We start from the raw sequence: 14,005 nt of genomic DNA, 5'->3' as shown, positions 1-14,005 counted from the left end.
CTGAAAATGGCCTGGTCGCCGCTGTTGCAGCACCATCAGGCGCATCGCTGGTTGCGTCGCACTATTGTCGATGTGGCGCAGTACTGCTGATGCGCCTCCGATCGGCCTTCGCTTGACGATAATCAACATCATGATCAGTTGTGGCGGGTTAGACTGCCACTACTGATTGTTGCTGCGGATCTGCTGTCATGACCATCGACTTCCGCGATTACCGCCCGCTGGCGTTAGCGCAAATGAACCGTGAACACGAAGAATTTGCCAACCTGCTGAACGAGGCCGAGCAGGCGTTGCTGATGGGGCGCGCAGGGCTGCCGTATTTACGCCGCGTGTATGAGCATTGTCAGCAGCACTTTGCACAGGAAGAGCGTGATATGGAATACCTGCGCTTTCCTGCCCTTGCATCCCACCGCCATGAACACCAGCGTATATTGCAGCAGTTTGCCGACGCCCTGGCAGGCTATGAAAACAGTGGCGATATGACCGCTGTACTCGAATTTTTAATGGATGTGATTCCAGACTGGTTTGGCCGGCATATGAACGATTACGACCGGGCGCTATCGCAGTTTTTAGTACAGCAGGAACAAAAGCAGGATCAAAAACGGGCGCATTAACAGGCGATTATTCACGAATAACCGCCAGCGCCGGATTATCCTGCAATAACGCGGCAATAATATCTTCTATCGCTTTATCCCGTTCCCGGGTATCGGCCTGCACAGGCAGGCTTAGCGAGCGGGCAATGGGGTAATCACCTTCTACGGCAATATAGCCGGGGCCGATAAATACCTTACGGATATCAGCAGCGGCCAGTGTCAGTGCCGGGTGGTTAGCATACGGGGCAATAAACAGTCGCCCATCGTCATAACGCAGCAGGGTTTTAACCCGTTGCTGCTGCTGATGGCGTTTATGTTCCCACCACTGCAACCACAACAGTAATGGCAGAGCCAGCGCGGTAACCGGCCAGAGAACGGCCGGAGGCTGATCACTGCTGACCAGCCAGGCAACGAGGAAAGCGATGCTGTAAAACAGCAGCATTTGTAACATCCGTACCTGACGTGGGGCGCTGACGGTTAATTCGTAAGACACCATAAACCTCCTTGTTAATGTTGGCAGAATGCCGTTTTAATCCAGCGAGCTTAACCCTGACCCAGCGAGCTTAATTGCAGTCCCAGGCAATGCTTTTCGCCTGCCGCGAGGGTAATTATATCGGCAAAGGCATTGGCGGTTTCTACACAGAACATCCGCATCCAGGCATCCGCTGCAAACTGGCTCAGACGCAGGCTTTTTTCAATATACGGGTTCCATACCACGGCACTGGCGCTGCCACAGGATTGCAGTAATAAACGCTGTTGCGGGCTGATTAAACGTAAGGGGCGCGTGGCATCGTAAATACGGTCGGTTTCACCGTTAAAACGTACCGGCCCCTGCTGAGTTTTCTCGCACCAGCCTTCTAAGGTTTCGATATAACGCTCACCTTCAAAGCCCAATACCTGAGTGGCACGTACATCGTCGGTGGGGAAATAGGTATGCAATGCCTGGCTGAAACATACCGGTTCGGTTCCGTTATTCTGGCTGATTAAATTAACCGCCAGACTGTCGGCGCGGAAAATAAACTGCGCCTCAGCGTTCAGCTGTGCTGACCATTGCGGATGCTGGTGATCATTTAATGTCAGCGTAATTTCTACCCGGTCGCAGGCCTCGTACAAATCGCTCAGCTGCCATTGCCGTGCACGGGCAAAACCATGGGCCGGTGCCTGCTCCGGATTAGTAATGGTGGCTTTTACCGCCGCCGGGTTCATCGCCGCACTGCCAAACCACGGCCAGCAAAGCGGAATGCCGCCGCGCAGCGATTGGCCCTGTTTGTATTCCGCCTGCTCGCTCAGCCACAGCCAGTTGTTCTCACCTTCAGGCGCGTAATGAATTAACTGCGCACCCTGTAATAACAGATCGGCGCTGAACTGCGGATGGCGGATTTCCAGACAGGTCAGCTCATCACGCTGCACCGCTTTAACAAAAGGGCTGTGAGCCAGTAACCGTGAGGCCGCGGAGGAAACAGAGGCTGCAGAGGCAGCAGTGGTAACCGGGTGAGAGGACAGAGACGGCATGGTTAGCGCTATTCCTTAGGTATTCGCTGAGACGCAGCCCTGAACTCAGGGCACAGACAAAGCATTAATATAAACGATGAATAGGCCTATAATCGCATAATTCTTTATTTTTCGGTTATCCATTTGAACACAGTTCCGTTTGCCAAAAGCGCCCTGAAAGAAGCCTTGCTGGCCGCCCTTGACGGCGAAATTGCTGCCGCACTCAATGCCGCCCGCCAGGCGCAGGAAACCGCCTCCCACGAAGGTAACAAACCGGAAAATCAGTACGACACTCTGGCGCTGGAAGCCGCCTATCTGGCCCACGGCCAGTCGGAGCGTATCCGCGAACTGCAGGAAACCCGCATCCTTATCGGCCAATGGCCGGTGCAGGACTTCAGTGAAGACGACTCCATCGCCTCCGGCGCATTGATTCAATTACTGGATACTCAGAGCAAAAGTGCGCAGCAAAATCAGCGCTGGTTGTGGATAGCGCCGGTTGGCGGCCGCCAGCTTGTGACAGAAGGACGCACTATCGCCGTGCTAAGTACCCAGGCACCGCTGGCGCAAACACTGAAGCGTTTGAGTATTGGCGACGAAGTGGTTATGGGGAAGGAACGCTGGGAAATCGGCGGGGTCTGGTAAGGGCAGGGCGGGCATAAAAGCAGTGTTATAGGTACGACATTGCGCCGATAACCACCGCGAAAAGAATAACAACCCAAATAACCCGAACAAAAAAATGAAGGCGCTTATTTGCCCTGTTCTCTTTTTTATTACCTTCTGTATTTACTTCGTCACTTAGATATTCGGCACTTACATCTTCAGCCCTATACTCACGGAAGGCGAGAAACAGCGCAGCTCCAAAAACAGGAAGCAGCAGAGCAATACCTGCAGGCCGGGAAGTAGTGGCAGTAATAAATAACGCCGATAATATATAAGCAAAGAGCAGAATGGCGGATATAAATTCTTTTAGTGGCATGGCGTCAGCTTGGCTTTAGTCCCGTTTTTATAGGTGGATTATGATCTTTAACAGCATCTTTTTGGCTTTGGATTTGATGCTCATACAAGGCTAAGTTGACCTCTGTTGTCTCGACTATACCCTTTAATTCAAACTCGCATGATTCGTAGTACTCTCGGAGTCTATGGTTGTGTGCTACACAATCCAATCGCAGGTAATTAATATTATTATCTTTGGCTTTAGACTTAATTAGAGTAAGGATTTCTCGTCCTAAGCCTTTGTCAGAGTATTTACGACAAATGGCTAACTTATGAATGTAAAGCGCTTTCGCTTGGTCGTTTTTCCATATTTCTTCAGGATTGGATCTGAGTTCAACCGTAGCGACTAATTTTCTATCGAGTTCAATTACATAAAATAAACCGGAATCAATTGAAGCTTTTATTTCGGGTCGGATTGAATCGAGCCAGTCAATTGGCCATTGAAAAACTCCTTTTGATTGAATCCAGATAGCATTCTCATAGAGTATGTTATATACAAGGTCGAATTCTAAAATGCTTGCTTGCCTAAGATTCACTCTGATATTTCTCCATAAGGGCTAATGCTTGAAGAAGTTGCAAGAACGCAGTCTTAGCATCTGAAGAAAAAATTTACAAACGCCAGGGAAAATCCGCCGACCCATACGAGTATCATCCCAGAAAATCCGGCGATGATAACAATAGTGCGCGATAGCCAGCCTGTGCCACGTGAGCGTCGGATGATGTAAGTGAAAAGCAGTGCGCCAACGATGATACCTGCGGCAACAATAAGCCAGCCAAGCGTATCGATAAGCGGATCTTTCTGGCCGAATTCTGGCGGACACTGACTCGTTGCGTGTACAGATGAAGAACATATCAGAAGTGCTGTAAGGAGTTTAACTTCTTTTGAGCGAATACCGGAAATACCCATATGTGTTAACGCTAGTGGTGAGGGGCTTGCCGTAGCGGGTGAGGCTTGTGCTAGCTTAGCGTAAAGCACAAACGAACACAGCGGAAAGCAAGTCCCTCTCAATCGCTATTGTTATGTTTCGTTTACTACAACAGAAATCCTTTCTATATCAATTAATGGGTAGTTTTTATCATTAACTGGACCCAGGTTATTTTCGAAGTCTTTGATACCATCTTCAATGTAGCTAGTATCAATACCCTCTGAATATACCTCTCTCTCCGGGTAATAGTCATAATAGTAAACACCACTATCCCGATCACGATATATTGTATTTACATACAATTGAGTTCCATTACTAATAGAAGATATACCTTCATGCTTCCCTGAATTTGCAATAAACGTAAAAGATGTGTCTGTAGATAAATACTCAATCTCTACGTCTCGGATTGACACGTAAGAAACGCCATCCCCATACACCCATATATATGCGGCCAAGTTGTCTCGACTTATAGTAGTTTGCTCAGCATTATCCGATGCAGTTAGGTCAATTCGAAAAGATATATCACCTTCACTTATAGCACCGTCGTTATTTATATCAAACAGTATTTCCCATTGATATTCCGCTCCACCATTTGGAGCCCCATCTAGGTTATACGTGAATGAGCTGGGAAGCTCAGTGAAATTTATCGTGGCCCTTATTTCCTTCTCCATGTTCTCGCTATTCTGTTTCCCCTCATTCTGACAAGCTTGTAGCAGAATAATAAGAATGACTAATGTTACTTTATTCATTTTCTCTCCCAGATCCATCAAGAAGCATAACGCTCGGCACAGCGGGGAAATTGGAGCGAGGAACGAGCGTAAATTTGATCCGCTTGCTGCCGCTTGTTAGCTGTACTCACCGCAATGGATTTCGACATGATGTGATTCGACCAGAGCATAATGCCCAATGACACTTTTTGACTTACTGGCATTGCTGATTTTGCACATAATGTATCTATTATCGACGACACCCTCCGGGCACCAGTCAAAGTAACAGATGAAATTAAGAGTAAAATCATTTGCTTCCACAAAGGTTATATCGTGATCCCACGCACCATGATCCACATTCGGATTTCGATTAATCTTAATTGGCAACCGAGAACCAACTGCTTTCGACTCGAAGAATGGAACTGGTTCGTTAAGCCAATCATACTTATCATAAGCGATATTTAACGGCGCACACACCAAGTGCTTAAAGAGCAGCTCACTAGTCTTTTCAAAATCACCCAAAACGTCCCAAGCGCTCTCACCCTTAGGAACATAATATATATTCCTTAGATGCCTTGATGCTTCACGATAATTTTCGAAAAAATCTGTCGCCCTTATCACGCTCACTCCCACAGCTAACAGTTTATTCGTAGGCATGCTCATTAGCACACCTAAGCCATTATTCAGATTTCCAACCTAACCCATTGTCCGGGTTGTAAAAATCATCGTTATTTTATTTCTTGTCAGGATATAAACGCGCAGGCACGCTTTTACCCTGAAGCGTTCTTTACATTTTGCGCGTTATCACTTTTCGCAGAATCTTAAGTGATTGATTTTCTTCCATTCTTTCTGGTCCGAAGGTGTCAATCTGCGCATGCGCGTTTTGCTACCTGAGCGTAAACGCGCATCAGATTCCGCAAACAGCAAAATATACTGGTTGTTTGTACATGGTTTTTCTCTGGTAATTTTCAATGCTTTCCCGGCAGTTAAAATCGCATCAGGTGATGCTTGTTTACCAGACACGCTACCGCCCGTCCTTATAAACGCAGGGCAGGAATCGCGTGTTTTTATCATTCGGGATTGTAAGCGGGGAGGGCGTGTGTCCGGACGGTGTGTTCGTACGATATGGCGGCATCCCTGCGTTGGTTCGAGAGTACTGAAATTCGGGGTTGGGTTCAATAATTGATAAAAATGGTTACAAGTGGCAAATGACGACAGGTATTGCTTTGGCTCTTCTTGATAATGAAAGCTGTGATCTGGTGGGCAGTGCCCACCCTACATATCAATGTGAACGCATGGCAGCTTCCGTCGCGGATAAGATCCGCTCCCACAATACATTGCTTATTTTGAAATGTGGCATCGTGTCATGGTTTGTGCGCCTGCGTTGGGCCAAAGGCGCTTATATCATTGTGCGAAGTTTCTTTTCAGAAAATACCCTGTCTGCCTTGGAAAGCTGCGTGTTGTTCATTTTGAAGCGCGGTTTCGCGTTATGGTTTTATGCGCCTGCAGGACGCCGGTTTGGATAATACTGCGCCGGTACCTCCCGGCAGGATGCCGGGCGAGCGAATAGGGCCATGGACAATTTTGTCCGGAACAAAATTGAGCAGCCGCAGGCTGACCCGCAGGGCGAAGGGCAGGATGCCCAAAGTACCGCCCATTATTTGCGTTACCGAGATCGCAGGATTATTCAGAGCGGATTAAGTCTTGCACAGCGCGAAGCGGGCCGGTTTTGATTCGCTGCGCTCACCCTTCGGGCCAGCCTGCGGCTGTTACTCCCGTTGGTCGTTTGCTCCTGCAAAACCTGCATTTCCGCCATCCATGGCGGTCAGGAGTAAGCGCCCGGCCGGCGTGAGGGGTAAGACCCCTCAAAGAGGTCATAGGGCCGGGCGGAAGCTCAAAAAGCCAGCCCGCGCAGCGGCCAAAAACAAATCGGATATCGCGACTGAAAGTCGCTCCTACTGAAAATAGCTCCCACAGCCGTCGACCCTACAGCCGCCGTATTCTCCATCACAATAAACAGCCATAAAAAAAACTCCGGGCAAAACCCGGAGTTTTATTAATCGCCAGCAGCTGGCTGCGCCTGACTTCAGTACCACCTGATTTCAGCACCAGCCGCCAGCAAAGGCAGCAGCCATTATTTCAGATCATAGCGATCCGCATTCATGACCTTCACCCAGGCTTTAACAAAGTCTTTTACAAACTTCTCTTTGTTATCGTCCTGAGCGTACACCTCGGCGTAGGAGCGCAGGATGGAGTTAGAACCAAACACCAGATCGACACGGGTTGCTGTCCATTTCACATCGCCGCTTTTACGCTCAACGATGTTGTAGGAGTTTTTACCCGTTGGCTTCCAGCTGTAGGCCATATCGGTGAGGTTCACAAAGAAGTCGTTGCTTAATACGCCTTCTTTATTGGTGAACACACCGTGTTTGCTGCCGCCGTGGTTGGTGCCGAGTACGCGCATACCGCCGACCAGTGCGGTCATTTCTACGGCGGTAAGTCCCATCAATTGCGCGCGGTCGAGCAGCAGTTCTTCCGGCATAACCGTGTAGTCTTTTTTCACCCAGTTGCGGAAACCATCGTGGATCGGCTCCAGCGGTTCAAAGGATGCCGCGTCGGTCATCTCGTCGGTGGCATCACCACGGCCCGGTGCGAACGGTACAACGATATTCACGCCTCCGTCTTTGGCGGCTTTTTCAACCGCGGCGCTGCCGCCCAGTACAATCAGGTCGGCCATGCTGACGGGTTTGCTTAAACCGGCCTGAATGCCTTCCAGCACTTTGAGTACTTTCTGCAGACGCGCAGGTTCGTTGCCTTCCCAGTCTTTTTGCGGCGCCAGACGGATGCGGCCGCCGTTAGCCCCACCGCGGTAATCGGAACCACGGAAGGTGCGGGCGCTGTCCCAGGCGCTGGCAACCAGCTCGGATACGCTCAGACCAGAGGCCAGAATTTTGGCTTTAATATCGGCCACTTCGGCCTCGCTCAGGGTGTAGTTCACCGCCGGTACCGGGTCTTGCCAGATCAGGTCTTCGGCCGGCACGTCGGCACCGAGGTAACGGCTTTTCGGGCCTAAATCGCGGTGGGTCAGTTTGAACCAGGCGCGGGCAAATACGTCTTCGAAGTAGGCCTGATCGTTACGGAAACGCTCGGCTATTTTGCGGTATTCCGGGTCGACCTTCAGCGCCATATCGGCGTCAGTCATCATCGGCATACGGCGGATAGACGGATCTTCGACATCCACGGGCATATCTTCTGCGGCAATGTTCACCGGCTGATACTGGTGCGCACCGGCCGGGCTTTTGGTCAGTTCCCAGTCGTATTTAAACAGCAGGTCGAAGTAGCCGTTATCCCATTGGGTGGGCTTGCTGGTCCAGGCACCTTCGATACCGCTGGTGACGGTATCGCGGCCAATACCGCGGCCTTTGTGGTTGTTCCAGCCGAGGCCCTGTTCGTCAACGTCGGCGCCTTCCGGGGCAGGCCCAAGGTTGGCAGCATCGCCGTTGCCGTGTGCTTTACCCACGGTGTGGCCACCGGCGGTTAAGGCAACGGTTTCTTCGTCGTTCATGGCCATACGCTCGAAGGTGACGCGCATATCCTGAGCGGTTTTCAGCGGGTCGGGGTTACCGTCCACGCCTTCCGGGTTTACATAGATCAGGCCCATCATCACGGCGGCGAGTGGGTTCTCTAAATCGCGCTGACCGCTGTACCTTGTTCCTTCGCTGCCGCTTGGCGCCAGCCATTCTTTTTCTGAACCCCAGTAGGTGTCTTTTTCCGGATGCCAGATATCTTCACGACCACCGGCAAAACCGAAGGTTTTAAAGCCCATGGATTCATAGGCCATATTACCGGCAAGAATCATCAGGTCGGCCCAGGAGATTTTGTTGCCGTATTTTTTTTTCAGTGGCCATAACAGGCGACGGGCCTTGTCGAGGTTGCCGTTATCCGGCCAGCTGTTCAGCGGTGCAAAACGCTGGTTACCGGTGTTGGAACCACCACGGCCATCGGTTGTGCGGTAAGAGCCGGCGCTGTGCCAGGCCATACGGATCATCAGGCCGCCGTAATGGCCCCAGTCGGCTGGCCACCAGTCCTGGCTGTCGGTCATCAGGGCTTTCAGGTCGCTCTTCAGTGCTTCGAGATCGAGTTTCTTGAATTCTTCGGCGTAGTTGAAATCGTCGCCCAGAGGATTGGTCTTGCTGTCGTGCTGATGGAGGATGTCCAGATTCAGTGCGTTGGGCCACCAGGCCATATTGTCGTTGCCGGACGTGGTGTTACCACCATGCATGACCGGGCAGGTGCCTGCTGGCTTTCCCTGATTGTTGTTACTCATAAGTATCTCCTTGATTGACTGGTTGGCCGGCGCTCCCATTGTGGAAGGTTGTGGAAGTCTGTGCCGGTAGTGACTGTACAGATACAGACTAGGGGAGAAGCGCACGCTTGCCGAATTAGTTGTGGCAATACGTTCCTTAGTCAAAAGCTATCAAACTTTTTTAAAGTAAGGATTTCTGACTATCGTTAAGCCGTTGAAGGAGATTGCGGCAGGTGAGAGGGTCGTCAGGTTGGTGAGTCAGGCTGGTTTGTCGGTAGGGGGGTGCTGAAATCTGTTACGCGGTTGGCAATGTGCCGGGTCAGGCAAACACAACAGCGACAGCCGCAGATAAAACACCTGCCCCGGATGGGGCAGGCCGATAACGCTCAGTCGAGCAGGAACTCCTGCCATTCGCTGAGCAGTTCTTTAAAGTCGTCGAGGCCACAGGCAGCAAAGGATTCGGCGTCGTAAAACTCCAGATCTTCGCCTTCCAGCTCCTCCAGTGAATGATCCTGCAGCAGTACCAGGGCAATCACCTCGGCATCGTCACGGGTCAGGCGCAGTAAGAAATCGCGCCCCTGCCACTGAAATTCACTCTGTTGGCCCTGTTCCAGGCTGCTAATGGCCTGCAACAGACGGCTCAGCTGCTCGGTATCGGCACCCAGTTCGTCGGTGAGCCAGAGGCCAAAGGCTTCGTGGTCCATCGACAGGCGTGCGCAGGGCAGCTGGCGTTCATTGTAGAAAAAACGGTAATCCATAAAGGGTCTTCGTGTGGTCAGTCGTTGTCGTCACTCAGGTCGGCGCCAGCCAGTGGCCAGCCGCCCAGATCTTTGTAGCGATTGATAATAAAGCAGAACAGTTCGGCGGTTTTGTAAGTGTCGTAAGCGGCACTGTGCGCAGCGCTGTTGTCAAAATCGATGCCGGCCATTTTGCACGACTTGGCCAGCACGGTATGACCGAGGGCCAGCGCGGCAATGGAGGCGGTATCGAACGACGAAAACGGGTGGAACGGATCGCGCTTGATATCGTTGCGGGCGACGGCGGCACGCAGGAAGCCATGATCGAAGTGGGCGTTATGGCCGACCAGTACGGCGCGGTTACAGCCGTTGGCTTTGATCTCGCGGCGTACGGTCTGGAACATGGCGGTCAGGGCGTCGATCTCAAATTCGGCATCGCGTTCGGGGTCGAACGGATCGATGCCGGTAAAATCGAGGGCTTCCTGCTGCAGGTTGGCACCATCAAAGGGATGAATATTGGCGCTCAGGGTTTCATTCGGATGCAGATAGCCATCCTCATCCATGCGCAGTGTGACCATGGCGATTTCCAGCAGGGCGTCGGTTTCGGCATCGAAGCCGCCGGTTTCAACATCGACAACCACGGGTAAAAATCCGCGGAAGCGCTGTGCCATCATGGTTTTTTCCTGTTTCTCTTCACTCACCCTCAGTACTCCAGTTTCCAGCGCAGGGTTTCGCCGGCACGCAGCGGCACAATAACATCACTGCCAAATGGCAGCTCGACCGGCGCCTGCCAGTCTTGTTTGATCAGGGTAATTTCGTCGCTGTTACGCGCCAGACCGTAGAAGTCCGGGCCGTAATGGCTGGCAAAGCCTTCCAGCTTATCCAGCGCACCGAGGTCTTCGAAGATTTCGGCATACAGCTCAATGGCGGCGTAGGCGGTAAAACAGCCGGCACAACCACAGGCGTTTTCTTTGGCGCCTTTGGCGTGTGGCGCACTGTCGGTGCCGAGGAAGAATTTGCTGTTACCGCTGGCGACCACATCCTGCAGCGCCTGCTGATGGATATTGCGCTTCAGAATCGGCAGGCAGTAGAAGTGCGGCTTAATTCCGCCAACCAGCATGTGGTTACGGTTGTAGGCCAGATGCTGCACGGTGATGGTGGCGGCAACGTTGCTGCCCTGGCTCTGTACGAATTCGGCGGCGTCTTTGGTGGTGATGTGTTCGACCACCACTTTTAAGGTCGGATGACGGCTGACCAGCGGTGCCAGAATGGTATCGAGGAATTCTTTTTCGCGGTCAAAGATGTCGATGTGGTTCTGGGTGACTTCACCATGCACCAGCAGCGGCATGCCGTTTTCAGCCAGCGCAGCGGCGATATCATCGAGTTTGCCGAGATCGGTAACACCGGAAGCGGAGTTAGTGGTCGCTCCGGCCGGATACAGCTTAACGGCTACAATGTTACCGGCTGCCTTGGCTTCAGCAATCATTTCCGGGGTGGTATTGTCGGTTAAGTACAGCACCATTAACGGGTTAAAAGTCAGGCCCTGCGGTACGCGCGACAGGATGCGGTCGCGGTATTCCAGTGCCTGTTCGGCATTCATCACCGGTGGCTGCAGGTTTGGCATGATGATGGCGCGGCCCATCACCCGGGCGGTGGCAGGCACGGTATGTTGCAGCACGGCGCCATCGCGTACGTGCAGGTGCCAGTCGTCGGGGCGGGTAATGGTCAAACGGTCAGTCATGCTCTTCAACCTTCAGCTAAAATTGATGGGGCATTGTACCGAAAGCAGCCTTTAACCGCTTAATTTTTCTCGGAATTGGCCGATAACTCAGGAACAGCCCCGAATTTAACAGCCTCAACCGGATGTCTATGCACAAACTAATTGCCTTAAGCTGCATGTTGCTCAGCGCTTTCTGCCAGGCGGATGCGGCGCTGGACTACGGCGGTGACATTGAAACCACCGACTGGTCGGTCAGTGGTTCGGTATTTGAGTGCCGTTTTGAGCAGACGTTGGCCGGGTATGGCCGCGCGGTGTTCTATCACGAGGCCGGCGAGGACGTTACTTTTCAGCTCGAAACCCTGAAGAACCTGATGTCGTATAGCCAGGCACGGGTCAGTATCCTGCCGCCGCCCTGGCAGCCGGGAGTAAAAAGCGAAGATCTGGGGGTGGCGCGGATTGTAAAAGACACGCCGAATCTGAGTCTGGACGCCACCCGCACCAATCAGTTTCTGCATGCCTTGCTGGAAGGCAAATGGCCTGCCATCAGCCACAAAACCTATTACGATCAGAACCGCTTTGTAAAAGTGCATCTGTCGGCGGTGTCGTTTCCACAGTTTTATCTGGATTATCTGGAGTGTGTAAAACAGCTGCTGCCGGTTAATTACCGGCAGGTGGCGCGCTCGAAGGTGCTGTTTGCCAGTGGTGAAGAGCAGATCGATGCCCCCGATATGAAAATTCTCGACCGCATTATTTTTTACATAAAGCATGATCCGCGCATTTTTGCCGTGTATCTGGATGGTCATTCTGACAACGTTGGCCGCCGTTACGATAACCGCCAGACGTCCAAGGCGCGGGTTGAGGATGTGGAACGTTACTTTATCAAGCAGGGCATCGATCCGGAAATGGTGACCACCCGTTTTCATGGTGACCGTTATCCGGTGGCCAGCAACAAAACCGCGGCCGGACGTGCCGAAAACCGCCGTGTGACCATCCGTATCGAACAGCGGGAAGATATGCCGATTCCGGATAATCTGCTGTTTAAACCGAAGGTACGCACCCAGACTACCGCCAGCGGCGACTGATACCCGCCGCGCTTTCTTTATTGCTCTTTTTAGTTCTCTTTCTTTACTGCTCTTTCTTTGTCCTTTGGGTACGCCTGTTGGCTATCCCGTGCACAATCAGTACAATACCGCCCCTTTCATTATTGCTATCCGCCGGTACGGGCTGTTTGCCCCCTGTGCGGCCAATCATCATCCTGGAGAATACCCATGTCAGACATCAAGAAAGTGGTGCTGGCCTATTCCGGTGGTCTGGATACGTCCGTGATCGCCAAATGGCTGCAAGAAGAATACAAGTGTGAAGTCGTAACCTTTACTGCTGACCTGGGCCAGGGCGAAGAAGTTGAACCGGCACGCGCCAAGGCTGAAGCTCTGGGTATCAAAGAAATCTTCATCGACGACCTGCGTGAAGAGTTTGCCCGTGATTTCGTATTCCCGATGTTCCGCGCCAACACCATTTACGAAGGCGAATACCTGCTGGGTACCTCGATTGCCCGTCCGCTGATCGCCAAGCGTCTGATCGAAATTGCCAACGCCACCGGCGCTGATGCCATTGCCCACGGTGCAACCGGTAAAGGTAATGATCAGGTGCGTTTCGAACTGGGTGCCTACGCCCTGAAACCAGGCGTAAAAGTGATTGCTCCATGGCGTGAATGGGATCTGACTTCCCGTGAAACCCTGATGGCGTACTGCGACAAGCACGACATTAAAGTTGAGAAAAAAGCCGGTAAGAAATCTCCGTATTCTATGGACGCTAACCTGCTGCACATCTCTTACGAAGGTGACATTCTGGAAGACCCATGGAATGAGCCGGAAGAAGATATGTGGCTGTGGTCTGTGTCTCCGGAAAATGCTCCGGACGAAGCGGCTTACCTCACCATCAGCTTCAAAAACGGTGACCCGGTTGCCATCGATGGCGTGGAAAAATCTCCGGCCACCATTATGGAAGAGCTGAATAAGCTGGCCGGTGCTCACGGTGTGGGTCGTGTGGATATCGTAGAAAACCGTTACGTGGGTATGAAAGCCCGTGGTTGCTACGAAACTCCGGCCGGTACTGTGTTGCTGAAAGCACACCGTGCGATCGAATCCATCACTCTGGATCGTGAAGCAGCGCACCTGAAAGACGAACTGATGCCACGTTACGCCAAGCTGATCTACAACGGTTACTGGTGGAGCCCTGAGCGTAAAATGCTGCAGGCGGCTATCGACGAAACCCAGAAAGTTGTTAACGGTGATGTGCGCGTAAAACTGTATAAAGGCAACGTGATTGTGGTTGGCCGTCGTTCAGAAGACACTCTGTTCGATGAAAAAATCGCCACTTTCGAAGACGATGCCGGTGCTTACGACCAGAAAGATGCGGCCGGCTTTATTAAGCTGAATGCTCTGCGTCTGCGCACGGCTGCGAAAAAAGGCCGCAGCTTCCTGGATTAATTCCGGCGCTGTTGTTTTTCGCAAAAAAAGAACCCGCTACGGCGGG

At 52.0% G+C, this 14,005-nt stretch carries 17 protein-coding genes; 5 read left to right on the top strand and 12 right to left on the bottom strand.

What is annotated here, in order from left to right; all coding sequences use genetic code 11:
• The first annotated feature begins 188 nt into the window (after positions 1-188).
• On the top strand, positions 189-611 hold the full coding sequence (locus tag B3P58_RS04310) for a bacteriohemerythrin (protein WP_260996878.1): 423 nt from the start codon (positions 189-191) through the stop codon (positions 609-611).
• A 7-nt stretch (positions 612-618) separates the two neighbouring features.
• On the opposite strand, the gene B3P58_RS04305 is transcribed toward B3P58_RS04310, so the two are convergent.
• Both B3P58_RS04305 and B3P58_RS04300 read right to left on the bottom strand, forming a co-directional pair.
• A complete protein-coding gene (locus tag B3P58_RS04305) occupies positions 619-1,086 on the bottom strand; it encodes a hypothetical protein (protein WP_286716251.1) in 468 nt (155 codons plus the stop codon).
• A 47-nt stretch (positions 1,087-1,133) separates the two neighbouring features.
• The gene (locus B3P58_RS04300; protein WP_286716250.1) at positions 1,134-2,102 is read right to left on the bottom strand and encodes a D-hexose-6-phosphate mutarotase; all 969 of its coding nucleotides are present in this window, start codon (positions 2,100-2,102) and stop codon (positions 1,134-1,136) included.
• Positions 2,103-2,225: 123 nt separating this feature from the next.
• On the opposite strand from B3P58_RS04300, the gene B3P58_RS04295 reads away from it, so the two are divergent.
• Complete coding sequence (locus B3P58_RS04295) at positions 2,226-2,723, top strand: hypothetical protein (protein WP_286716249.1); 498 nt, start codon at positions 2,226-2,228, stop codon at positions 2,721-2,723.
• Positions 2,724-2,748: 25 nt separating this feature from the next.
• On the opposite strand, the gene B3P58_RS04290 is transcribed toward B3P58_RS04295, so the two are convergent.
• From B3P58_RS04290 to B3P58_RS04265, 6 genes are all read right to left on the bottom strand, one after another.
• A complete protein-coding gene (locus B3P58_RS04290; protein WP_286716248.1) occupies positions 2,749-3,057 on the bottom strand; it encodes a hypothetical protein in 309 nt (102 codons plus the stop codon).
• Between the two features lie 4 nt (positions 3,058-3,061).
• Positions 3,062-3,610: a GNAT family N-acetyltransferase gene (locus B3P58_RS04285; RefSeq protein WP_286716247.1), complete on the bottom strand. Its 549-nt coding sequence runs from the start codon at positions 3,608-3,610 to the stop codon at positions 3,062-3,064.
• 53 nt (positions 3,611-3,663) lie between these two features.
• Positions 3,664-3,981 (bottom strand): hypothetical protein, encoded by a 318-nt coding sequence (locus B3P58_RS04280; RefSeq protein WP_286716246.1) that lies wholly within the window; start codon positions 3,979-3,981, stop codon positions 3,664-3,666.
• Positions 3,982-4,092: 111 nt separating this feature from the next.
• A complete protein-coding gene (locus B3P58_RS04275) occupies positions 4,093-4,749 on the bottom strand; it encodes a hypothetical protein (RefSeq protein WP_286716244.1) in 657 nt (218 codons plus the stop codon).
• Between the two features lie 96 nt (positions 4,750-4,845).
• Positions 4,846-5,370 carry a hypothetical protein gene (locus B3P58_RS04270; RefSeq protein ID WP_286716242.1) on the bottom strand — a complete coding sequence of 175 codons (525 nt, stop codon included), beginning with the start codon at positions 5,368-5,370 and terminating at the stop codon, positions 4,846-4,848.
• A 141-nt stretch (positions 5,371-5,511) separates the two neighbouring features.
• Positions 5,512-5,730, bottom strand: coding sequence for a hypothetical protein (locus tag B3P58_RS04265; protein WP_286716240.1), 219 nt, complete (start codon positions 5,728-5,730; stop codon positions 5,512-5,514).
• Positions 5,731-5,915: 185 nt separating this feature from the next.
• On the opposite strand from B3P58_RS04265, the gene B3P58_RS04260 reads away from it, so the two are divergent.
• On the top strand, positions 5,916-6,233 hold the full coding sequence (locus tag B3P58_RS04260) for a hypothetical protein (protein ID WP_286716238.1): 318 nt from the start codon (positions 5,916-5,918) through the stop codon (positions 6,231-6,233).
• A 608-nt stretch (positions 6,234-6,841) separates the two neighbouring features.
• Here B3P58_RS04260 and katG read toward each other — a convergent pair.
• From katG to pyrC, 4 genes are all read right to left on the bottom strand, one after another.
• Positions 6,842-9,034: a catalase/peroxidase HPI gene (katG, locus tag B3P58_RS04255; protein WP_286716237.1), complete on the bottom strand. Its 2,193-nt coding sequence runs from the start codon at positions 9,032-9,034 to the stop codon at positions 6,842-6,844.
• Between the two features lie 365 nt (positions 9,035-9,399).
• Positions 9,400-9,771, bottom strand: a complete 372-nt coding sequence (locus B3P58_RS04250) for a YacL family protein (protein WP_230330710.1) — start codon at positions 9,769-9,771, stop codon at positions 9,400-9,402.
• Between the two features lie 17 nt (positions 9,772-9,788).
• Positions 9,789-10,421, bottom strand: a complete 633-nt coding sequence (gene rnt, locus B3P58_RS04245; protein ID WP_222428575.1) for a ribonuclease T — start codon at positions 10,419-10,421, stop codon at positions 9,789-9,791.
• A 32-nt stretch (positions 10,422-10,453) separates the two neighbouring features.
• Entirely contained in the window at positions 10,454-11,491 is a 1,038-nt protein-coding gene (gene pyrC / locus B3P58_RS04240) for a dihydroorotase (protein WP_145469327.1), read from the bottom strand.
• A gap of 128 nt (positions 11,492-11,619) precedes the next feature.
• Between pyrC and B3P58_RS04235 the strand changes: the two genes are divergently transcribed.
• A complete protein-coding gene (locus tag B3P58_RS04235) occupies positions 11,620-12,552 on the top strand; it encodes a flagellar protein MotY (RefSeq protein ID WP_225691648.1) in 933 nt (310 codons plus the stop codon).
• A gap of 186 nt (positions 12,553-12,738) precedes the next feature.
• Positions 12,739-13,959: an argininosuccinate synthase gene (locus tag B3P58_RS04230; protein WP_145469329.1), complete on the top strand. Its 1,221-nt coding sequence runs from the start codon at positions 12,739-12,741 to the stop codon at positions 13,957-13,959.
• Positions 13,960-14,005 lie beyond the last annotated feature (46 nt).

Origin of the sequence: Thalassolituus sp. UBA2009 (genome assembly GCF_002335285.1) — a bacterium.
Lineage (GTDB): Bacteria > Pseudomonadota > Gammaproteobacteria > Pseudomonadales > Oceanobacteraceae > Venatoribacter > Venatoribacter alkanivorans.
The sequence above is the reverse complement of the archived record's forward strand: the minus strand, read 5'-3'. Positions and strand labels throughout refer to the sequence as shown.